Raw genomic sequence first — 21,921 nt, 5'->3', positions numbered from 1 at the left:
TCGCAGAGCGTCTCACCTTTCTTGCACGAGATTATAAGTAACTCGTTGAAATCCGCTACAATAGCTTAGACTATGTTCCCATATAGGAGAAAAGATATGGATAACAACACCTGCGCCATCATCGCTGGGGCGACTGGCTTAGTCGGTTCAAAAGTCATTACAAACCTCATAAATCAATCAGGTGTTGGTACCTTATATTATCTTTCTCGTCGCCCACTCGATGGCGTCATAGATGCGGACAAAAAGCTTGTCCCTCTCATTGATGCCGACCTCTCTATCCACCAATGGGATGAGAATCAACCAACACCGACCATCGGCTTTATCTGTTTAGGCACAACCCTTAAGCAAGCAGGCAGTAAGGATAATTTACGTAGAGTAGATGTTGATCTGGTGTGTAAAGTCGCCCAACAGATGAAAACGATCGGAGTCAAACGCCTTGCGGTTGTTTCTAGCCTTGGTGCAAATAGTAAATCGCCATCCCATTACCTAGCCTGTAAAGGACAAATGGAACAACGAATCGAAGCTATGGGTTTTGAGGAAATTGTGTTTGTTCGCCCAGGCCCGCTTGTTGGTCAACGTCAAAGCCCAAGAACGGACGAGAAGTTAGTGCAAACTCTGTTTAAGGTAATTCGCCCACTCATGCTTGGCAAACTGTCCAACTTCTTACCTATTCGAGCGGAAGATGTCGCCAAAGCGATGATTTATCAACTTTTCAGTTATCAAGAAGACTCGGTGGTTTACTTACAAAGGCAAGACATGAGTGACTTACTGCATCACTACGAATAACCATTTTGTACATTTAACGTGCTAATTCACACTCTCACGCGACTTAGATCTCGTTTTTATATTCATTTTAGATCTAGCTAATATCCGTTTGTCATTTTTAAAGTTATATCGCGAGCGTTATCTTACGCCCCATAAACAAATCCGTATAAAACCCCGTATAAAAAACAACCGCCATTTCGGCAGGTTGATAAGGTCAGATTATGAATTTTGCAGTGATAGCCTCTCTAGCCGTCTTTGTTGGCATATTGTTCTTTCTATTTAACCAACAACAAAAGAAACACACACTCTCTCGTCTCGTTTTAATCGGTCTTGTTACTGGTTCTCTTTTTGGTCTTGCTTTGCAACTCATTCACGGTGAAGGCAACAGTGCGATTGCTCAAACACTTGAATGGGTCGGTATTGTAGGCAGTGGCTACGTTGGTCTACTGAAAATGGTCATCATGCCACTGGTGTTAGTGTCGATGATCTCTGCAGTTGTTAAATTGGAGAAAGGTGGATCATTAGGTAAAATTTCTGGCCTGACCATCTCTGTTCTTCTAGTAACGACTGCAATTGCTGCACTTATCGGTATCTTGGTGACAACAACATTTGGCCTGTCAGCAGAAGGTTTAACTGAAGGCGCTCGTGAAACCGCTCGTATCGCCGTTTTAGAAAACCGTGCTGGTACAGTGAGTGACCTGACTATTCCTCAAATGCTAGTTAGCTTCATTCCAACCAACCCATTTGCTGATCTAACAGGTGCTCGCTCGACCTCAATTATCGCTGTCGTTATCTTCGGTGTATTAACCGGTATCGCCGCTCGCAAAGTGATGATGGAAAAAGCAGAGTTAGAATCACCGATTCGTACTTTCGTAGAAGCAGCTCAGTCAATCGTTATGCGATTAGTGAAGATGATCATGGCGTTAACGCCATACGGCATCGCAGCACTGATGGCAAAAGTGGTAGCAACATCAAGCGCAGGCGACATCCTAAACCTACTTGGCTTTATTGTGGCGTCTTATGTTGCTATCGCTCTGATGTTTGTTGTTCACGGCGTATTAGTCTCGTTTGTCGGCGTTAGCCCTGCGGAATACTTTAAGAAAATCTGGCCTGTACTGACCTTCGCGTTTACATCTCGTAGCTCAGCAGCAACGATCCCACTAAACGTAGAAGCGCAAATCACCAAGCTTAACGTTCCACCAGCGATTGCAAACCTATCAGCATCGTTTGGTGCCACTATCGGCCAAAACGGATGTGCAGGTATCTATCCTGCAATGCTGGCAGTGATGGTAGCTCCGACAATGGGCATCAACCCACTGGATCTGCACTTTATCCTGTCATTGATTGCGATTATCACTATCAGCTCATTTGGTATTGCTGGAGTCGGCGGAGGTGCAACGTTTGCAGCATTGATTGTTCTCCCTGCAATGGGCTTACCTGTCACCATCGCGGCGCTACTTATCTCTATTGAACCATTGATTGACATGGCACGTACCGCACTGAACGTTTCAGGATCAATGACTGCGGGTACGATTGCTAGCCGAGTGCTGAAGTCACCAGAAAGCGAAACAGCATTGGAAGAAACACGAGCGTAAAGCTCAAACTACTTCCCAAGCAATAAAACGTAAAATATCAAGCCGATGGTTCGCCATCGGCTTTTTCATTTTCAAAAATTCAACTTGCATCTTTCGTTGCTAGTCAAGGCGTTGAATGGTCTAATACTGTTATCGGTTTTGTAAACGGTAAGCAGAATGCACCAAGATAATCAGCCCACTTTTTTCTTCTTTGATTATGAGACATGGGGAACAAACCCCGCGAAAGATCGCCCAAGCCAGTTCGCTGGTGTTCGTACAGATGAAAACTTTAATATCATCGGCGAGCCTTTAGTCATGTACTGCCAGCCACCTGCTGATTATCTTCCGTCTCCTGAAGCTGCGCTTATTACTGGTATTACTCCGCAAAAAACGGTTCAAGAAGGCCTTTCTGAGCCTGAGTTTATCGCTAAGATTCACGCTGAACTCGCGAAACCAAATACCACCAGTTTAGGCTACAACAGCATTCGCTTTGATGACGAAGTGACCCGTTATACTTGTTATCGCAACTTTATCGATCCATACGCATGGAGTTGGCAAAACGGTAACTCGCGTTGGGATTTACTCGATGTATTACGCGCGTGCCACGCCCTTCGTCCAGAAGGCGTAGAATGGCCAGAAAACGAAGATGGCTTTACTAGTTTTAAATTAGAGCACTTGTCTGTTGCTAACGGCATAGAACATAGTAACGCGCACGATGCGATGGCAGACGTGATTGCGACTATCGAAATGGCAAAGAAAGTAAAAGCAGCGCAACCAAAATTGTTTGACTACTTCTTTTCTATGCGCCAAAAGCGTAAGCTCAATGAATTAGTCGACATCGTCAACATGACGCCGTTGATGCACGTTTCAGGCATGCTAGGGCGCGAATGCCAGTACACTAGCTGGATTGTGCCTGTTGCTTGGCATCCAACCAATAACAACGCTGTTATCACCATCGATTTAGCGAAAGACCCTCAACCTATTCTTGAGCTATCCGCAGAAGAGCTACACGAAAGACTCTACACTAAGCGAGAAGATCTTGGTGAATTGCTACCAGTGCCAGTTAAACTAGTTCATTTGAACAAATGCCCTATTCTCGCCCCTGCAAAAACGTTAACGGCTGAAAATGCAGAGTCTATTGGCATTGATCGCCAGCAATGTCTCGCTAATCTCGCTTTGTTGCGCCAACATCCTGAAATTAGAGAAAAGTTGATTAGCCTCTTTTCAGTCGAGCGTAAATTCGATAAAAGTGATGACGTCGATACGCAACTTTACGACGGATTCTTCTCTCCGGCCGATCGCGCAGCCATGGATATCATTCGAGAAACCGACCCGAACAATCTTGCCGCATTGGACATTGAATTTGATGACAAGCGCATTAAACCTCTATTGTTCCGCTATCGTGCGCGTAACTTCCCAGGCACATTAGACGAGCAAGAACAGAGACGCTGGGCATTACACTGTCGAGAAGTGTTTGAAAGCCAAATTGAAGAGTACATGCTGAATTTAGAAAACTTAGTTCACGAACATGAAAGTGACGAAAAGAAGATTGCGATATTAAAATCCGTGTACCGTTATGTAGAGAGCTTAGCTTCTTAACTCCTCCTAATACAAGCGCACCTTATGGTGTGCTTGTTGTTTATATACTGTCAAAATGATTAAAGAACGATTCTTACAACTGATCCAACTGCTCATTTCAATCTTCCTCATCATGGGGGCACTTGGCATCGGAATTACCATTCAAAAGTTCACTGGCGTTTCCGTCCCAGGAAGTGTCATCGGTATGCTCGTACTGTTTTTCTCTATGACTCTTGGGCTTGTAAAGGTCGATTGGGTCAAACCGGGCGCCACGCTATTTATCCGCTACATGATTTTGTTGTTCGTTCCTATTAGCGTGGGATTAATGCAACATTTCGATATGCTACTCGCTAATGCCCTCCCTATCATTGCTAGCGCAGTTGGAGGCTCACTCATTGTACTAGTCAGCCTCGCTTGGCTGCTGGACTACTTGCTAAAGGAGAAGCACTGATATGTGGTTAGTTGTTACCATTGCGGTTTTTCTTGTCGCGCGCCAAATCGCAATCAAAGTGAATAATCCTCTAGCAAATCCTTTGCTGATCAGTATTGCAGTGCTCATTCCTTTGCTTACTTACTTAAATGTACCGTTTGAAACGTATTATGCGGATAACGAAGGGATCAGTTTTTTACTTCAACCAGCCGTAGTTGCTCTGGCTTACCCGCTATATGAACAACTACCACAGATTAAAGCAAACTGGCGAATCATCACTTTTGCTTGCACAGTAGGCAGTGTGATGTCGATGATGACAACCACCTTGATCGCAGTCGCTTTCAAAGCGGATATCAGTTTAATCGCAAGTCTAGTGGGTAAATCCGTCACTACGCCAATAGCAATGGAAATTTCGAGTCACCTCGGTGGTGAAGCTGCCGTTGCGGCGATCTTGGTTCTGATTGTTGGTTTATTGGGCGCGATTTTGGCATACCCAATATACAACTTAATTGGAATTAAACACCCGATTGCACGTGGCCTAACAATGGGTACCGTGTCTCATGCCTTAGGCACCGCGACATGTGCAGAGAAACAGCCCATTGATGCCGCGTTCTCATCACTCGCATTGGTTTTATGCGGCATCATCACTTCTATTTTGGCTCCAAGCTTTTTTGCTTTGGCTGTCTGGCTATATCAATAGTTAAGCGCTCTCGGTCTGCCCTCCTTCCGGCAGGCCGTGGCCTTCCCGTTTCTTCCTTATCCCTTCCAAAATTCTGTATTACCTCATCTAACAACCCGTTCTAGTAAGATCGTTAAGGCACTCTGACGAGATACACACTAATAACTTCAACATTCAGTGCAATATTACTGACTCAACGTTGCTTAGATATCTAGGAATAACGTTGTGTGGACATGTAGGCATCGTAATTAACATATCCCAGCGTCTTGGTCATATGAATATATACTGATATGGTTAATTGTGAGACGGAGATAACGCTTCACGTCAGTGCAATCGAATACATGTGTGAGCTCACTCTAATTATGTAACAGAATTATCAATTGCATTATTTATCGTGATCTAACGCACGGAACATTTCTATCCTTCACATAGAATAACTGTCCATGCAATAACAAGGATTCAACATGAAAAGTCGCATTGAACAGGCGCTAGCAGGCGCTCCAGAAGCACTTTCCAAACAACTTGCTCCTATCATCCAAGCTGATGATTTTGATGCTACGCTTTCAGTTCAACAGTTTAAGCAGTTGCTTTCAGCTACCGGTTTATCAGATAAAGAGCTTCGTGTTGCTCTACTTCCTTTTGCCGCAGCATATTCCTATGCCCCTCTTTCTGAATTTTATGTCGGTGCTATCGTTCGTGGTCTCTCAGGTCGCCTTTACTTCGGTGCCAACATGGAATTCTTTGGTGTTCAGTTAGGTCAAACAGTTCACGCTGAGCAGTCTGCAATTAGCCACGCTTGGATGAAAGGTGAACGTGGTATTAAAGATATCACTATTAACTTCAGCCCATGTGGTCACTGCCGTCAGTTCATGAACGAGTTATCTACCGCAAACGAGCTTAAAATTCAGCTCCCAGAACGCGAAGAAAAGTCGCTGCATGAATACCTACCTGAAGCCTTTGGACCAAACGATCTCGGTATCGAATCCGGCTTAATGGCAGAAGTAAAGCATCAGTTCTCATGCGATGATGAAGACACTCTAATTCAAAGCGCTGTTGAAGCGATGAACATGAGCCACTCACCATATACCAACAACCTGAGTGGCTTAGCATTAGAAATGGCTAGCGGCCGTGTATTCCAAGGTGCTTATGCGGAAAATGCGGCGTTTAACCCTAGCTTGCCGCCGTTACAAGTTGCGCTGATCCAAGTACTACTTGCAGGTGAAACTTTTGACAATATCAAAGCCGCTGCTCTGGTAGAAAACTCAGAAGGCAAGATCAGTCATTTGGCTGATACGCAATCAACGTTAGAAGCGTTGAATCCAGATATTCCACTTAGTTTTGTCAACGTATAAGCGACAATTTCAGTATAAAAAGCTCTACGGCATGTAGAGCTTTTTTATTGCCTAAAAACCAAAAGCAAACGTTTGCTTTGTCATAAAACTTCAGTATGATCTCCTGCAATTTCTGTCTCACCACTCTATTTTGTAAGGGAACACTATGTTTGGCACTGCAACCAGCGCAAATGCTACCCGTGTATTACTTTTAGGCTCTGGCGAACTCGGTAAAGAAGTCGCAATTGAATGTCAGAGACTTGGTTTAGAAGTGATTGCTTGTGATCGCTATGCTAATGCTCCAGCGATGCAAGTTGCTCACCGTAGTTACGTCATCGATATGTTAGATGGAAGCGCCTTAGAAGAAGTTATTGCGAAGGAACAACCTACTTACGTCGTACCTGAAATCGAAGCTATCGCAACCGACAAACTGGTAGAACTTGAAGAAAAAGGGCTGAATGTTGTTCCAACCGCTAAGGCAACCAAGCTAACAATGAATCGTGAAGGTATCCGACGTTTGGCTGCAGAAGAGCTAGAACTGACGACATCACCTTATCGTTTTGCAGATACTTTTGAAGACTTCAAAGCCGCGGTTGAGCATGTAGGCATCCCGTGCGTAGTAAAGCCAGTTATGAGTTCTTCAGGTAAAGGGCAAAGTGTCATCAAGACCGAAGACGACGTAGCAAAAGCATGGGATTACGCACAGGAAGGCGGACGTACGGGTGCAGGTCGCGTGATCGTGGAAGGTTTTATCGACTTCGATTACGAAATCACTTTATTGACCGTAAGAGCCGTTGACGGTGTTCACTTCTGTGCTCCAATTGGCCATCGTCAGGAAGATGGCGACTACCGCGAATCATGGCAACCGCAAGCCATGTCAGAAAACGCAGTAAAAGCAGCAGAATACACGGCAGAGAAAGTAGTCAACGCACTCGGTGGCTACGGCATCTTTGGTGTAGAGTTATTTGTTAAAGGCGATAAGGTCATTTTCAATGAGGTCTCTCCTCGCCCACACGATACAGGCATGGTCACAATGATTTCGCAGGAAATGTCTGAGTTTGCTCTCCACGTACGTGCATTTACCGGAATGCCGATTAATAATATCGTACAATATGGCTCATCTGCGTCGGCCGTTATTCTTGGTCAAGGGACTTCCACAAACATTCGCTTTGACAACCTAACCAAAGCCTTAGCTCAACCTCAAACGCAAGTTCGTCTATTCGGCAAGCCAGAAATCGATGGTCGCCGCCGTTTAGGTGTTGTCCTTACGCGACGAAAAACCACCGAAGAAGCCGTTCAAGATGCTGTTGAAAGTGCTTCAAAAGTGAATATCACTTATTAAATACGAACCACTTATACAAAAATAGCGCAGCTCAAATTGCTGCGCTATTTCGTTTTACAAACCAAAAAAACCTATTCACTCTCGATTAGGTACACTTCTTCAGAGAAGCGACTTAAGCCTTTTTTCGCAATTTTAGGATGGTTTTCATCAGCTTCATCTACGTTCAAACAGGTAACTTTGTAACCTGAAAATAACTGCTCAATCTCTTCGACTGGCACGCTAAATGGAGGCCCCGCCATCTCTTCTTGAGGATAGTTGAGTGTAACAAGCAAAATACGACCGCCTGGATTCAAAAGTTGCTTGAGACGCTCTACATACTCCTCTCGCATATCTTTCGGTAAAGCAACCAACGCGGCGCGATCATAAATGATATCGGCTTGAGATACTGGTGCAGTGAAAAAGTCCCCAGTATAAATAGAGAGCTCATCAAATTGATAAAGCTCGTGCATACCATTAAGAGGCGTCACGGTTGGCGTATAAAAATGTTCAGCAAAAAAGGCACGAACAGCGATATGGCTCAGCTCAACACCTTCAACTGAATCATGCTTCATCGCCAACCAAATCAAGTCTTCTGACTTTCCACACAAAGGCACTAACACTTTGTCTTCACGCTTTGGGTTTGTGTGTTGCCAATATGCAGGTAATAGCGGGTTTACATCTTCCAAGTGAAATCCGATTTGATTACTGGCCCATTTATTATGCCAAAACTCTTGGTCTCTCATTTTACTTTCTACTTGTCGGCTGATTTTCATTTTGAGAAGTAAGACTAACGATTTTTTTCAATTTGTCTATGCCGTTCATCTTTGGTTAATACAGCGGTGATAGGATGTAAATGTTCTTATAGGAACCACGCCTTTATCTGATAAACAGAATAAAGAAAAGAGAAATGGTGATCTAACGCACGATTCCACTTCAAGACAAAACTGAAACCTTGGAATCTTTCGTAATGACCCCATTAATAAGTTAGTACCTGATTTGCCGAACTTAGCGACCTTTATGTTCCCTATTTTCTAAGTACAAGCAAGTTAAGGAGAGTGAATGAGCTTATTTCTTCGTACTACAGCATTGATGCTTTTGGTACTTAGCCGTGCACCGGCATTTGCCGCACTTCCAATTACCCCAGCGCCGAGTGGCGATCAAAATCGTTCAACAAGTCAAAACGAAGTTTGTTCGAAACTCTTTAAACATAGCCTTAGCGGCTTGTATGGTATTCAGTCAATCGACGCAACTCCAACTCAGCCATACACTGACTTCGACATTCTTTACAGCAAAGCTCACCAAGCACAATTTGAGCTTGAAACTATCTGTAAAAGTACCACACTTCTTAATGATGCTCAGCCATACTTCGCAGGCGTAAAGTCCAAACAACGAGCAGAAGAAAAAATAGCTTTGGAGTTAGATGGAAAAGTCGAACGCATTACTGACCTAGCCCGTGCCACGATTGTTGCTGAAGACGTCGCGAGCTTAGTCTCCATTTATGAAACCTTAGAGCGTGAAACAACAATTGTTAAAGTAAAAAATCGCTTCAAAAAACCTGGTCCTTCAGGCTATAGAGACTTGAACTTACTCGTTCGTTTACCAAAGACAAATCTAGTTGCCGAAGTTCAACTGCACTTAAAAGCCATCGCAGATGTGAAAAGCGGTCCTGAACACGACCTATACGAAAAAATCCAGAAACTAGAACGCCAAGCGATGATGGAGAAACGCGAACTAAGCGAACTAGAACTCGCTTCTATTCGCAACATGCGTGCACAGTCTAAAAACTTGTACCAACAAGCATGGCAACCATACTTAACAACGCACCTAGAAGCAGCGTAATCCATATCATTAAGATATACTCAAAAACAGAAAAACCACCGCATTGCGGTGGTTTTCGTTTATATGCGACACAAGTTTTACGCAAAAAAAAGACCACGCCTTAGCGTGATCCATTTATTCGGCTTACTGTACTTTCTTCAGGTTTTCTACACGAGCTTTTAACTTCTGACCCGGGCGAAAAGTCACTACACGTCGAGCAGTAATTGGAATATCTTCACCGGTTTTCGGGTTACGACCAGGTCGTTCATTCTTGTCACGAAGATCAAAGTTACCAAAACCTGACAGTTTTACCTGTTCGCCACTTTCCAGTGCCTTACGAATCTCTTCAAAGAACACTTCCACCGTTTCCTTGGCGTCCCGCTTACTAAATCCTAATTTATCAAACAGGTTTTCTGCCAGTTCGGCTTTTGTGAGCGCCATAAAACTTTCCTCAAAGCTATGTTAAACAATGCTACGTTAGTGTAGCGCCAGAGCAGTTTTACCCTACCAATTCAACAACATATCGGGGTTACATCAGGAAGTGTATGACAAGCTTATGATTTTCGCCAACTTTTTTCTTGGCGAACAAAAGGAATAGCACTATGTAAATTATTGTTAAACGCCAACATTTTGATATTTTTGTTTTTGTTTTCTCTTTAATAGGAAAAACATCCAGCTGATAAAACTAAAAGTAGTTTAAACATCAACATTAATCACTATTTAATAAAAATATCAGAGATTGGTTATTTAACAGACACTTGACATAGAACTTGTCGTAAATTCAGTGATTTGTATGTAACTCGATACGTAACAATTGAACTAAATGGTATGACCACCTGGCTTTGCAACTGTGCTTAGAAAGCTTGATTAAACCCACGCTTCTCACTGTTCAGCGATGACGCAATATATAAAGGTTGATAATGTGGTTCTTCGTGTATCTCCACATTAGCTCCTTACACTTCATCTAGGCGACCATGATTAATCAAATCATAAATATTCTTTTCCCTGTTTTTGCTCTTGTCGGCGTCGGCTATTTGGTAGGTCGTTACATCAAGCCTGACTTTCGTCCAATCAACCGCATTAACATTGAGGTTTTCACACCTGCGCTGGTGTTTTCTTCGCTCGTTAACATGCCGTTAGACTCGAATCAGGGACCACTCCTTTTTGCAGCAATTGTCGCGGTTTTGGTTCCCGCACTACTCATGATCCCAGTATGTCGATTAACGTCACTGTCGTTTAAAACCTGGGCACCACCACATATGTTTCGCAATAGCGGAAACCTTGCTATTCCTTTGTTTACCTATACGTTTGGAGAAATTGCGCTATCCTCAGCAGTACTGCTATTTGTCGTGTCAGCATGCTTGCACATTAGTTTAGGTGTAATGCTACTTAGTCATGGCAACCCTTTTAAGCAAATAGTCAAGATGCCAATCTTTTTAGCTGCGTCGTTGGCTCTGTTTCTCAACGTGTCAAATGTGGGTGTATGGGCACCTTTATACGAAGCGACTGCTCTACTTGGCCAAGCGGCAGTACCCGTGATGCTTTTATCCCTGGGGGCACAAATGTATCATTTAAGAGTGGACGGTTTAAAGGTTGGTGTATTGTGTACCGTGCAGTCGCTTGCAACTGGGGCGGTTGCATTTGCACTTATTTATTGGTTAATTCCCCTTCCAACGATGCAATTGCAAATGATGGTACTCTTCACAATGCTGCCACCAGCCGTCATGAATTACCTATTTGCGGAAAGGCTGAATATAGAGCCCATGAAAGTGGCGTCAATGGTACTATTTGGCAACTTTTTCAGTATTCTTACGCTCCCACTTCTGCTTAGCTATACCCTCTCACTCGCCGCCTAGCTGCCAATAAACTTGCGTTAGCGTCTGTTGGCGGAAAAACGATATATGCCAAATCTCGATTAAGCGTTACCTCGAGTTTGGTCCAGATTTTTGAGGTTGTGGGAGTTGACGTAAACGGCCTAGTACGTGAATCACAATAAGATAATGCTCAACATAAAAAAACCCTGCCGATTTGACAGGGTTTTTAGTTTCTTAAGAGAGATAGTTCGTCTAACGATTAGTCACGTAGAGCAGCACCAAACTTCTCAGAAACGTGAGCAACGATAGCGTCAACCGCACCTGCGATATCTGCATCTTCAAGCGTGCGCTCAACTGATTGTAGAGTCAAAGCGATTGCTAGGCTCTTCTTACCGTCTTCAACGCCTTTACCTACGTACACGTCGAACAGTTTCGCATCTTTAAGGAACTCACCACCTTGCTCTAAACAAGCATTAACGATGTCACCAGATGCTACCGCTTCGTCCACAACTACTGCGATGTCACGACGGTTTGATGGGAATTTAGAAAGCTGAACCGCTTCTGGAATCACTTTACTGTTGGTTGCAGACCATTCGATTTCGAATACGATAGTACGACCGTTTAGACCGAACTTACGCTCAAGCTCAGGGTGAACGGTACCGATCACCCCCACTTCTTTACCATCTACGATGATTGCCGCAGATTGACCTGGGTGAAGTGCTGGGTTAGCTTTTTTGCTTTCAGGTGACAGTGCAGCGAAAGAGTACGCTTTTTCGTTAGCAGACAGTTCTAGAACTGCTTCTAGGTCGCCTTTAAGGTCGAAGAAATCAACAGTGTTAGTTTCGATATCCCAGTGCTCTTCACCACGAGTACCAGCAATAACACCTGCAAGCATAGGCTCTTGGCGCATGCCGTTTTCTGCAGATTCACATGGGATGAAACGTAGGCCGTATTCGAATAGACGAACGCGTGGCTGTTGACGTTTCTGATTGTGAACAACCGTGTTCAACAGCCCTTGGATAAGACCAAGACGCATTGCTGACATGTCTGCTGAAATTGGGTTTGGAAGCACTAGAGGCTCAACACCAGGTACAACTAGCTTTTGTTGCTCAGGCTCAACGAAGCTGTATGTAATTGCTTCGTGGTAACCACGGTCAACAAGAAGATCACGAACGCGTTTCAGTGGAAGATCCGCTTCAACGTGGTTGTGCATCTTAAGTGCTGCGGCTGGGTGTTGGTTAGGAATGTTGTCGTAGCCGTAGATACGGCCAACTTCTTCAATCAGGTCTTGTTCGATAGCGATATCGAAACGCCATGTTGGCGCTACTGCCACCCAACCTTCTTCTGAAGCTTCAACAGTCAAACCTAGGCGCTCTAGGATTTCTACTACGTCAGCATCAGCGATGTGGTGACCTAGTAGGTTGTCTAGTTTAGTGCGACGTAGAGCAACTTTGTTTGGCTTAGGTAGGTCTGCTTCAGACTCTACTGCAACAACAGGTGCTACTTCACCGCCACAGATTTCAACAAGAAGCTGAGTTGCACGCTCCATTGCGCTCACTTGTAGTGCGTAATCCACACCACGCTCGAAACGCATTGAAGAATCAGTGTGAAGACCATAGCTACGAGCGCGACCGCGGATATGGTCAGGTGCAAAGAATGCACACTCTAGTAGAACGTCTTTAGTCTCAGTTGTTACACCAGACTCTTCACCACCAAAGATACCTGCGATTGCAAGTGCTTTGTTGTGGTCAGCTACAACTAATGTATCTGCATTTAGTTCTGCTTCGCTGCCGTCAAGAAGTGTTAGCTTCTCACCTTGCTCAGCCATACGAACTACGATGCCACCTTCGATCTTCGCTAGATCGAATGCGTGCATTGGTTGACCTTGCTCTAGAAGAACATAGTTAGTGATGTCTACAACAGGGTCGATAGAGCGAATACCACAACGACGCAGTTTCTCTTGCATCCATAGTGGCGTTTCAGCTTGAACGTTTACGTTCTTAACAACACGACCTAGGTAACGAGGACACGCAGCAGGAGCTTTCACTTCAATAGACACTTTATCGTCGATTGAAGGGGCAACTGCTTCTACTGATGGCTCAGTCACGTCAGCACGGTTTAGTACGCCAACTTCACGAGCTAGACCACGAATGCTGAAACAGTCAGCGCGGTTTGCTGTTAGATCTACGTCTACCGTTACGTCATCTAGACCTAGGAATTCACGGAAATCAGTACCGATTACTGCGTCTTCTGCTAGTTCCATGATGCCATCTGACTCAACATCAATACCTAGTTCAGTGAACGAACAAAGCATGCCGTGAGATGGCTGGCCACGTAGTTTCGCTTTTTTGATTTTGAAATCGCCTGGAAGAACAGCACCAACTGTTGCTACCGCTACTTTCAGACCTTGGCGACAGTTAGGTGCGCCACAAACGATGTCTAGAAGCTCTTCTTCACCCACGTCAACTTTAGTAACGCGAAGTTTGTCTGCGTCTGGGTGTTGACCACATTCAACAACGTGACCCACTTTAACGCCAGTGAAAGAACCCGCTACAGGAAGAACGTCGTCTACCTCTAGGCCGGCCATTGTAATTTGATGAGTGAGTTCGTCAGTAGTAACCGCTGGGTTTACCCACTCACGAAGCCATGATTCGCTGAATTTCATGTTGATGAACCCTCTGGATTACTTGAACTGTTTTAGGAAACGAAGATCGTTTTCGAAGAACGCACGTAGATCGTTCACGCCGTAACGAAGCATCGTTAGACGCTCAACACCCATACCGAATGCGAAACCAGAGTATTTTTCAGGATCGATGCCTACACTACGTAGTACGTTCGGGTGAACCATACCGCAGCCTAGTACTTCTAACCATTTACCGTTTTTGCCTTTCACGTCTACTTCAGCTGAAGGTTCAGTGAATGGGAAGTAAGATGGACGGAAACGTACTTCTACTTCTTCTTCGAAGAAGTTACATAGGAAATCGTGCAGGATGCCTTTCAACTGTGCAAAGTTTACGTTCTCATCAACCAGCATACCTTCCACTTGGTGGAACATTGGGGTATGAGTTTGGTCGTAGTCGTTACGGTATACACGGCCCGGAGCGATGAAACGGAATGGTGGTTTACCATTTTCCATCGTACGGATCTGTACGCCTGACGTATGAGTACGAAGCATCAAATCTGGATTGAAGAAGAAAGTATCGTGGTCAGTACGCGCTGGGTGATCAGCGGCAATATTTAGCGCATCAAAGTTGTGGAATGCATCTTCGATCTCTGGGCCAGCTTCGGTGTTGAAACCAAGTTCGCCAAAGAACTTCTCAATACGCTCTACAGTACGAGTTACTGGGTGTAAACCACCGTTCTCAATACGACGACCTGGTAGTGTTACGTCGATTGTTTCTGCTGCTAGTTTCGCTTCAAGCTCTGCACGTTGTAGTGCGTCTTTACGAGCTGCGATAGCTTGCTGAACGACGCCTTTCGCTTTGTTGATTTCTTGACCAGCTTCACGGCGTTCTTCTGGTGGTAGTTTACCTAGGCTTTGAAGTTGAGCAGTTAGCTCACCTTTTTTACCCAGATACTGAACACGCACTTCATCAAGTGCGACTAGCGATTCGGCAGCTTCAATTGCAGTGCTCGCGCTAGCAATGATCTCTTCTAGATGTTGCATCGTTTCCTCATCTACCTGTTGGTAGTGTCCATAAGGGAGTGATTGGTTTTTTGATAGCTGTACATAGTAGCCAAACCGGGCACCAATGCCAAATTGAATTACGAAAAGAAGAGGTTATTGAATAAAAAGAGCACAAAAACGTCAAAAATGTCATATTTCATTAATCTGACGTTAAGTTGTGCCCTTTTGTTTTAGAAATAGTATTGAATAGATAGCTCGATAAAATCGTCATCTCGGGCGAAATAGAGCAAATCGTTTGGCGTTTCATTTTTGAATAACCAAGCATCAATTTGCCACTTAAAGTTATTCGATATTCGGCTCGAGGCTTCTAACTTGGCATTGTAAACATCGGCGTTATCTAAATCCTTTGTGATTCCAGTCAACACTTCCGTTCCGTCCTCGTCGTTGAGCGCCCAACGAATGCCAGCAAACACATCATTTTGACCGATAGTTTGTGCGTTATTCCCACGACTGTCGTAGAGGTACTCACCAATCACACCCACATCCCAAACCGTGTCAAATGCGCCAACGAAGGTGTACTCAAATCCCGTCACAAGACCAACATGATTATCAGCACTATCTCGATAAACACTTTCCAGTTTCCATAACCAATCGCCAACGATTCCTTGTACATCGAGACCGACATGACTCATCAGAGCGTAGTAAGGCTTTAATTCCCCGTACTCAAAACGAAAGTAAGGATCCCGGTTTGTTCCATATAAATAGCTCAGGCCTACGTCCCAATCGCCAAGCATTTTCGAATATCGAAAAGCCACATCTACCTGCTTTTCTTCTCTGCTTGATTCATATATAGCATCATCTGAGACAACAGGTTCGGTTCGTAAACGACCGTCAGTACCCGCAAACGTTCGTTCCCTAAAGTAAGGTAATAACATTGCGTGGACGGTGCCCCAATCTTTGAATGAGGTAAAATGCAACATCGGCTGACCGAGCTTATCTTCACCATCGACGGCTTCAATGGCGTCTGTCTGGTTTACTACATCAACCAAATGGGCGGATTCCGTCACTCCCCAAAAGACCTTACTAATCCCAACTCGAAGCTCATAATCATCCCAATAAGTCAGATAAAGCGCCTCTCTTATGTCTCCATGACTTCGCTCATCGTCTAGACTATCCAAACGATAGAAAGGTGTGAGGGTAAAGCTCGCATCACCATTTTGCATCTCCCAGTAAAATTCTGGCTGCAAAACCAATGACGTTTGCGCTTTTCTCTGACCCTGAGAGCCCGTTTCAAAAAACTGACGATGCTCAATATTGACTTGTCCTGCAAGCTCAACGGCGGCAAGAGGCATCGAGTAAAGAGAGGTTGCTGCGCTAAGCAACAACCCAACATTTGATCGCTTCATTTCTCCTCCACTACCTCACTCGCTTTAACACATTCTTATGAAAATCATTGTCTTCTAGCCCAGTGTTAAAGCGCATTTCACTTGTTGTTAGCTCAGTGCTTTTTCCTGTTTGATGATTTGTCATCGCCATGGTGTGCGCTCGCCAATATTGGTTGAGGTACTGCTTGTAATCTGAGAAAGAAAGCGTTTTTAACAACGACCCTTTGCGATCGTAAAACTCAACTTTCAGTGGGCGATAATGCGCTTTATCTAACCACACCGTTTGCTTGGTATAACCTGAACTTTTGTCTGTAGGGATTTGCTCTATGACGAAAACATCTTGCCCATTTATGGTGTCATCTTTTAAGTAATTGAAACGATATTTTTCGATCTCAAAAGAACTGAGATCCTCATACGCAAATTCACTACCCATAAAAGGGCCTGATTTGTTACGCGAGGAAATACGTTTCACACGCTTCAATGCTGGAAGGTAAAGCCACTGGTCATCGGCACCCACTGTATGAGAGTGGTTGAGAAACGCGGTGCCTTTCACATCTCTTGGTTCATCAAATATTGTGAGTCCTTTGTCACCATCGTCCTCAACTTCAAGTGATTGGAGGCGCATTAAACGTGTGCTGCTTTCTCCTTGTGCGTTCCGCAGAATCATTTTCATGGTAGCAACAGAATCCCCCCACCCTTCATCACGGGCGTTGCGCTCTTGAGCAATTTCTAATCCTTTCGCTTCATCCGCTAACACCGCATGACTCATAAAAAGCGAGACAGAAAGTGCAGATACTTTTAAGGCATTTTTTAGTAAATTCATGTTCAATCCTTTGATTCGTTATGACTGAATAACAGCCGTGGTTTGAGAGTCAGTTGATTTAAGCTTGTTTCGGCGGTCCACCTCGTCGTAGACGCCTTTGTCAAACAACATCAGTAGAGTCGGTAGAAAGATGAAATCCACAACAAGAGCAATGAAGATAACAATGGCACTCAACTGCCCCATATCGGCATTTAAGCGGAAGCTCGACATCGCCAGAACGGAGAAACCAGCAACAAGCACGACAGTCGTAATCCAAAGCGCGCGCCCCACGGTGCGAAAAGCGTAACGAACCGCTTGTTCCGCGCTATGGCCATCTTTACGAGCGTGTTGGTATTTAGAGAGAAAATGAACGGCATCATCAACCACAACGCCAAGCGTCAACGTCACAACAACAGACAACCCCAAATTAATTTCACCAGAAACCAGCGCCCAAATACCAAAACCAATAAGCGCAGGGGCGATATTCGGGACTAGGCTGATTAAACCGAGCTTGAACGAGCGTAAGGCAAAGATCAGTAATGCCGAAATTAAGACCAGAGTGATAGGCAAGGTTGACAGCATGCTAGCCATATTCGTTTCGCCAATATGCGCAAACATCAGTGATGGACTAGAAGCAACAACATCATACTGAGGCGCGTTTTCGTTAAACCATTGGTAAATACGATTTTCCAAATCAACAAGCTCGACGCTGCCCAAGTTCTCCACGGTGAGAACCATCTTGATTGACGACTTATCAACATTGATTTGGTTGTTCAAATCTAAGCCATACGGTAGTGACATTTCATAAAGCAGCAGATATTGAGCCGCTAATTCTCTGTCTTGAGGAAGCGAGTAATAAGCCTGATCATCTCCATGCATGTTCTTGTTTAGGCGCTTATAAACATCGCTCAAGGTCGCAACATGGTCCGTTTCTGGCTGCAACCTTAGCCAGTCAGTAAATTTACCCACGGTATTGAGAAAATTAGGATCCGCAATACCCTGCGATTCGTTAGTTTTTATCGCGATACTGATGTTCGCCATGCCACTGATTCGCTCTTCCATAAAATCAGCCGCTCGACGAAATTCATTGCTATGACCAAAATATTCGACGGATTCATCGTTGACTTTGTTCAGCGGAATCAAACTCGCACTCGCGACAATAACAAGCACCGACAACGGCAATAACGCACGTCGCTTTGACACCACGAAATCCCCTAAGTGATCCATAAAGTGCTTTCTTTCATCAGCAGTGTCTGACTTCACCCTAACAGGAAGGATATGAAGTAACGCCGGAAGTAATGTGATGGAAAGGAAACAAGCAATCATGACGCCAAGGGCTGATAGGTTGCCGAAATCTCTCAGGATTGGAGAATCCGACATATTCATCATTAAAAAGCCGATCGCGGTGGTAATGGAGGTAATCAGGATGGGCATGAAATTGAGCGCAATACTTCGTTCAATAGAATGGGCTTTACTAAAGCCGTTTTGCATAGACTGACGCATCGTCGCTATGATGTGCACACAGTCGGCGACGGCAAGCGTCATCACCAAGGTAGGCACATTAACTGTCGCCGTGCTTAAGAACATACCAGCCCATCCTGATAAGCCCATTGTCACCATAACTGAGCCGATAATAACGATGAGTGTCGCGATAACACTAAGCAATGAGCGCAACATGATGGTCAAAAACACCAATATCACTAGTAACATAGTAGGCACTAGCGTCGCGCTGTCATCTTGAGCTGCGGTCATAAACGCGTAGTTCATTGCAATAATACCGGCTTTGTGGAACTCAGTATCCGGGTACACTTGCTGATAACGCTCAATCATTCCGTTTATGTAGGCAACCACTTCTTGTACTTCAGCGGTTTTATCGACCTCAGGGAGTTGGACCGTAATATTCACGACCGTGACATCCCCTTTTTCGGAAATCAATGAACTTTTCAGAACCGGTTCACTCAACGCAATACTTTTGACTTTCTCGATTCGCTGAGGCGTCAACTCATATTCGCTATACAGTAAATCTTCGACAAGAAGATCATCTTCAAACGCTTCGGTATGCTGGTAGTTGGCAAGGGAATCAACACGGGTGGAGTATGGGACTTGCCACGCCTCGTCAGTGATCTGCTGAATAAGAGATAAGGTGTTAGGAGTAAAAACAGTGCCACTTTTTGGCGCTATGACCAAAGCAAGACTGTCAGATTTTGCAAAGGTAGTCTGAATTTCATCAAACGCAAGTAACTGCTCATTTGTTCCATCAAAAAAGATGTCGTAATCCCCTCTAAAGTAAAGATTTTTTCCTCCAATAGTTGCTATAACAATCAATAAAACGGTAGCAAGCACAACCAACACACTGTAATTCGTTGGTAGCTTGACCCAGCTCATTCGGGCTTGTTGTTGAACGTTGTGATGTGGCATCACACTCTCCTTTTGTGACGTTTCGTCAAATTTAAAAACTAAAAAAACAGCGAATGCTGTGATAACCAGATAACTTCAACGTATAAAAATCAGATCGAATTTATTTGGTTATATAAGTTAGTTTTTGAGTAACTTCCTATATTTCTCGAGATGGGTAACTTGAGTACCAATCTCTGATTTTTTTGACGATTCGTCACAATAGTGTAATAAAAAGCCAACTAAAATATTAGATGGCCTCTATAACGATTAGCGATTCACAGACTCTAAATAAGCAAGCTCTTCGCTGAACAATTCCTGTTCCACTCGACGCCACGTTTTACGGTAATCCCACTCTGTCGATAAAGGTGACCACCCTAAACCATCAAGTAACATATTCGCGTTATGCAGTACTGAGAATGGATCTTGAATTCGCTGAATACATCGACTGTTCGATGCATTTTGCGCTAGAGCGTTTGAACCGAAGGCAATAGACCAGTTAGCAAATACGATGGCATCAGAACCAATTGCGGGAGAGAACTTAAGGTCTCCACATTCCACCGCATTATTCACCAACGCATCAGCACCATCTATTACTTGTTCTTCTAAGTTGTTCAATTCATTCACACGCTTAGGCGAAGCTTTCTCTAGGACCCAAGGCGTCTTTGCAACAATCGCACAGGTTGATAGTACAGGCTCCATACGAGCGTAAATACGATAACCTACATGCATAGCAATGATTTTTTCTCTGGTATTGCCATTGAACTTAGCGGTACGTTCGAAAAATATTGCCTCGCTTCTCAGCGAGTGAATACAAAGCGCAAGAATCACATCTTCTTTGCTGCAAAAATGATTGTAGATCGTTCCCTTCGAGTAAGGGCTTGCCGCTGTGAGCTTGTCCATCGTTAAGTTGGCAAAGCCTTGCTCTTGAACCAGAGACTTAGCCAATTGAATAAGCTCTATTTCACGATCAGCAATCGCCTGTTGTTTTTTAGTTAGCCCTGAAGACGTACGACATCCGTCTTGCTTGCTATCTTTTTTACAGCGAAAGTTAAACATAATCCTTTGATCCGTATACCAACACACTCCCAATAATTGTAACACGATTCTTGAATACAGGAACGCCACTAAATTTGACGAACCGTCACAAATGACACTTCGTCATAATAGATCAAAAAACAAACATTGCAAGTATGAATTTATAGCTAACCGAAAAATAAGCTTTAATTATATATAACCAAGTAACATCAAGATGCTTGGTTCAGCGAGAATGATTTGATTGTAAGGAAAGGCTAGAGTGGAGTGCGGGGACATAACCCCAAAAATCAGAACCTTAAAAATTGGACAACGAGTGATATTGAAATGATGTTATTCAAAAAAGCCCAAAACACTTAAAGTTTGGATTCAAAACAGTAACTGATAGATGCTCTATTTACAAAGTGTGCTCTGTCTTGGGCTTTTCTTTTACTGCTTCCTTTCAATATTAGAGCTGCAAAACTCAATAACATAATGAGAAAAGCGATTCTCTTTAAGTAAAAGACTGAATTTCTAAATCGAGAGGCTTGGTTTATCACCTGCAGATGCGATGGCATAACGAATATCGTCAATAAATCGCCCTTCTGTCTCGATAATTCCATCAGAGAATGTGACTGGTTGATGTGGCCCTGCAAGTAGAACAATATTAGTAAAATCAGAGACGTTGAAGTTCTCTGCCACAACATTTTTGGAATGAAAATCGATAACCGTTTTTGCGACTTGATCTTCCAATTGCAAAAGCTGCTCTTCGGTAATTTTCATGCGTGCCAAAGCCACACGAACACATTTATCGTGGGTTGTTGTCTGTTCTTTTATGATTTCCGTATATTTATCATTGAGCTTGGAGTTTTCTGCATAGCTGTAATATAACGGCCCGTGCAACGTTATATTTTTATCTTCATCAACGTAAACAAGATCCAATAACTCCAAAGCTTTTAGGTAATCAGACATGCTCTGCTCAGACAAATCATACTTTTTCTTTAAAATGGAATATCCATCTTTGCCTCGCAGCATTCTCAATTCACGATAAAAATCGTAAAGATGGGGAAATTGAAAAAAAACTTCATCTTGCGTACGGCTAAAGTAATCCTCGTCTTCGCCTTGTAATTGATTCGCAAGCTTTTGTAGTTCATCTAACGTGCAATCAACAGCTCTACAATATTCAAGCAGTTTATCCAAAGCGAGATTTGTGCTTGTTAAGTGTCTCTTAAAAGTGGACAGCGGCATGCCCATTTTCTCAGATAGCTCTCGATATGTTAGCCCTTTTGTTTTAATCGCTTGGCGTAATGCGGCTAGCAAGTATTCGGGAGTCAGATCTCTCATCTACAATTCCTTTTGGCAATGTTACAGCTGTATAGTATTTGTAA

18 protein-coding genes are annotated in these 21,921 nt (G+C 43.8%); 9 read left to right on the top strand and 9 right to left on the bottom strand.

The window, feature by feature from the left end; all coding sequences use genetic code 11:
- Positions 1-96: 96 nt before the first annotated feature.
- From NB463_RS20500 to purT, 7 genes are all read left to right on the top strand, one after another.
- The gene (locus tag NB463_RS20500) at positions 97-786 is read left to right on the top strand and encodes an NAD(P)H-binding protein (protein WP_258432247.1); all 690 of its coding nucleotides are present in this window, start codon (positions 97-99) and stop codon (positions 784-786) included.
- 200 nt (positions 787-986) lie between these two features.
- The gene (locus NB463_RS20495; protein WP_258432249.1) at positions 987-2,360 is read left to right on the top strand and encodes an L-cystine transporter; all 1,374 of its coding nucleotides are present in this window, start codon (positions 987-989) and stop codon (positions 2,358-2,360) included.
- Between the two features lie 156 nt (positions 2,361-2,516).
- Positions 2,517-3,938: an exodeoxyribonuclease I gene (sbcB, locus tag NB463_RS20490; protein ID WP_005397785.1), complete on the top strand. Its 1,422-nt coding sequence runs from the start codon at positions 2,517-2,519 to the stop codon at positions 3,936-3,938.
- A 55-nt stretch (positions 3,939-3,993) separates the two neighbouring features.
- Complete coding sequence (locus NB463_RS20485) at positions 3,994-4,368, top strand: CidA/LrgA family protein (protein WP_005397786.1); 375 nt, start codon at positions 3,994-3,996, stop codon at positions 4,366-4,368.
- A gap of 1 nt (position 4,369) precedes the next feature.
- On the top strand, positions 4,370-5,047 hold the full coding sequence (locus NB463_RS20480; RefSeq protein ID WP_005377888.1) for an LrgB family protein: 678 nt from the start codon (positions 4,370-4,372) through the stop codon (positions 5,045-5,047).
- Positions 5,048-5,490: 443 nt separating this feature from the next.
- Positions 5,491-6,378, top strand: a complete 888-nt coding sequence (cdd, locus tag NB463_RS20475; protein ID WP_258432251.1) for a cytidine deaminase — start codon at positions 5,491-5,493, stop codon at positions 6,376-6,378.
- A 145-nt stretch (positions 6,379-6,523) separates the two neighbouring features.
- Positions 6,524-7,699 (top strand): formate-dependent phosphoribosylglycinamide formyltransferase, encoded by a 1,176-nt coding sequence (gene purT / locus NB463_RS20470; RefSeq protein ID WP_258432252.1) that lies wholly within the window; start codon positions 6,524-6,526, stop codon positions 7,697-7,699.
- 71 nt (positions 7,700-7,770) lie between these two features.
- Here the strand turns inward: purT and NB463_RS20465 are convergent, their stop codons facing one another.
- Positions 7,771-8,421 (bottom strand): thiopurine S-methyltransferase, encoded by a 651-nt coding sequence (locus tag NB463_RS20465; protein ID WP_164666168.1) that lies wholly within the window; start codon positions 8,419-8,421, stop codon positions 7,771-7,773.
- A 316-nt stretch (positions 8,422-8,737) separates the two neighbouring features.
- On the opposite strand from NB463_RS20465, the gene NB463_RS20460 reads away from it, so the two are divergent.
- Complete coding sequence (locus tag NB463_RS20460) at positions 8,738-9,517, top strand: RelA/SpoT domain-containing protein (RefSeq protein WP_258432254.1); 780 nt, start codon at positions 8,738-8,740, stop codon at positions 9,515-9,517.
- Positions 9,518-9,640: 123 nt separating this feature from the next.
- Here the strand turns inward: NB463_RS20460 and ihfA are convergent, their stop codons facing one another.
- Positions 9,641-9,937, bottom strand: coding sequence for an integration host factor subunit alpha (gene ihfA / locus NB463_RS20455; RefSeq protein ID WP_005377899.1), 297 nt, complete (start codon positions 9,935-9,937; stop codon positions 9,641-9,643).
- 533 nt (positions 9,938-10,470) lie between these two features.
- On the opposite strand from ihfA, the gene NB463_RS20450 reads away from it, so the two are divergent.
- Positions 10,471-11,352 (top strand): AEC family transporter, encoded by an 882-nt coding sequence (locus tag NB463_RS20450; protein ID WP_258432255.1) that lies wholly within the window; start codon positions 10,471-10,473, stop codon positions 11,350-11,352.
- Positions 11,353-11,569: 217 nt separating this feature from the next.
- Here NB463_RS20450 and pheT read toward each other — a convergent pair whose 3' ends face one another.
- The 7 genes from pheT to NB463_RS20415 all read right to left on the bottom strand — a co-directional run bounded on the left by pheT (position 11,570) and on the right by NB463_RS20415 (position 21,877).
- On the bottom strand, positions 11,570-13,975 hold the full coding sequence (gene pheT, locus NB463_RS20445; RefSeq protein ID WP_258432256.1) for a phenylalanine--tRNA ligase subunit beta: 2,406 nt from the start codon (positions 13,973-13,975) through the stop codon (positions 11,570-11,572).
- Positions 13,976-13,993: 18 nt separating this feature from the next.
- Positions 13,994-14,977, bottom strand: a complete 984-nt coding sequence (gene pheS / locus NB463_RS20440; protein ID WP_005385470.1) for a phenylalanine--tRNA ligase subunit alpha — start codon at positions 14,975-14,977, stop codon at positions 13,994-13,996.
- Between the two features lie 191 nt (positions 14,978-15,168).
- The gene (locus NB463_RS20435; RefSeq protein ID WP_258432257.1) at positions 15,169-16,344 is read right to left on the bottom strand and encodes a hypothetical protein; all 1,176 of its coding nucleotides are present in this window, start codon (positions 16,342-16,344) and stop codon (positions 15,169-15,171) included.
- A 10-nt stretch (positions 16,345-16,354) separates the two neighbouring features.
- Positions 16,355-17,146: an outer membrane lipoprotein-sorting protein gene (locus NB463_RS20430; protein ID WP_258432259.1), complete on the bottom strand. Its 792-nt coding sequence runs from the start codon at positions 17,144-17,146 to the stop codon at positions 16,355-16,357.
- A gap of 18 nt (positions 17,147-17,164) precedes the next feature.
- On the bottom strand, positions 17,165-19,543 hold the full coding sequence (locus tag NB463_RS20425) for an efflux RND transporter permease subunit (protein ID WP_258432260.1): 2,379 nt from the start codon (positions 19,541-19,543) through the stop codon (positions 17,165-17,167).
- A 246-nt stretch (positions 19,544-19,789) separates the two neighbouring features.
- Positions 19,790-20,578, bottom strand: a complete 789-nt coding sequence (locus NB463_RS20420) for a TetR/AcrR family transcriptional regulator (RefSeq protein WP_005395898.1) — start codon at positions 20,576-20,578, stop codon at positions 19,790-19,792.
- A gap of 489 nt (positions 20,579-21,067) precedes the next feature.
- Positions 21,068-21,877: a helix-turn-helix domain-containing protein gene (locus tag NB463_RS20415; RefSeq protein WP_006741660.1), complete on the bottom strand. Its 810-nt coding sequence runs from the start codon at positions 21,875-21,877 to the stop codon at positions 21,068-21,070.
- Between the last annotated feature and the right edge of the window lie 44 nt (positions 21,878-21,921).

Origin of the sequence: Vibrio sp. RM-41-2B (genome assembly GCF_024744415.1) — a bacterium.
In the GTDB taxonomy this organism is placed as follows: domain Bacteria; phylum Pseudomonadota; class Gammaproteobacteria; order Enterobacterales; family Vibrionaceae; genus Vibrio; species Vibrio diabolicus.
Note: the sequence above shows the minus strand (reverse complement) of the source record. Positions and strands in the feature narration are given on the sequence as shown.

Excerpts from the sequence above, each read along its gene's own strand:
- NB463_RS20500 (WP_258432247.1), top strand. The coding sequence starts at position 97 with ATGGATAACAACACCTGCGCCATCATCGCTGGGGCGACTGGCTTAGTC.
- NB463_RS20495 (WP_258432249.1), top strand. The coding sequence starts at position 987 with ATGAATTTTGCAGTGATAGCCTCTCTAGCCGTCTTTGTTGGCATATTG.
- sbcB (WP_005397785.1), top strand. The coding sequence starts at position 2,517 with ATGCACCAAGATAATCAGCCCACTTTTTTCTTCTTTGATTATGAGACA.
- NB463_RS20485 (WP_005397786.1), top strand. The coding sequence starts at position 3,994 with ATGATTAAAGAACGATTCTTACAACTGATCCAACTGCTCATTTCAATC.
- NB463_RS20480 (WP_005377888.1), top strand. The coding sequence starts at position 4,370 with ATGTGGTTAGTTGTTACCATTGCGGTTTTTCTTGTCGCGCGCCAAATC.
- cdd (WP_258432251.1), top strand. The coding sequence starts at position 5,491 with ATGAAAAGTCGCATTGAACAGGCGCTAGCAGGCGCTCCAGAAGCACTT.
- purT (WP_258432252.1), top strand. The coding sequence starts at position 6,524 with ATGTTTGGCACTGCAACCAGCGCAAATGCTACCCGTGTATTACTTTTA.
- NB463_RS20465 (WP_164666168.1), bottom strand. The coding sequence starts at position 8,421 with ATGAGAGACCAAGAGTTTTGGCATAATAAATGGGCCAGTAATCAAATC.
- NB463_RS20460 (WP_258432254.1), top strand. The coding sequence starts at position 8,738 with ATGAGCTTATTTCTTCGTACTACAGCATTGATGCTTTTGGTACTTAGC.
- ihfA (WP_005377899.1), bottom strand. The coding sequence starts at position 9,937 with ATGGCGCTCACAAAAGCCGAACTGGCAGAAAACCTGTTTGATAAATTA.
- NB463_RS20450 (WP_258432255.1), top strand. The coding sequence starts at position 10,471 with ATGATTAATCAAATCATAAATATTCTTTTCCCTGTTTTTGCTCTTGTC.
- pheT (WP_258432256.1), bottom strand. The coding sequence starts at position 13,975 with ATGAAATTCAGCGAATCATGGCTTCGTGAGTGGGTAAACCCAGCGGTT.
- pheS (WP_005385470.1), bottom strand. The coding sequence starts at position 14,977 with ATGCAACATCTAGAAGAGATCATTGCTAGCGCGAGCACTGCAATTGAA.
- NB463_RS20435 (WP_258432257.1), bottom strand. The coding sequence starts at position 16,344 with ATGAAGCGATCAAATGTTGGGTTGTTGCTTAGCGCAGCAACCTCTCTT.
- NB463_RS20430 (WP_258432259.1), bottom strand. The coding sequence starts at position 17,146 with ATGAATTTACTAAAAAATGCCTTAAAAGTATCTGCACTTTCTGTCTCG.
- NB463_RS20425 (WP_258432260.1), bottom strand. The coding sequence starts at position 19,543 with ATGCCACATCACAACGTTCAACAACAAGCCCGAATGAGCTGGGTCAAG.
- NB463_RS20420 (WP_005395898.1), bottom strand. The coding sequence starts at position 20,578 with ATGTTTAACTTTCGCTGTAAAAAAGATAGCAAGCAAGACGGATGTCGT.
- NB463_RS20415 (WP_006741660.1), bottom strand. The coding sequence starts at position 21,877 with ATGAGAGATCTGACTCCCGAATACTTGCTAGCCGCATTACGCCAAGCG.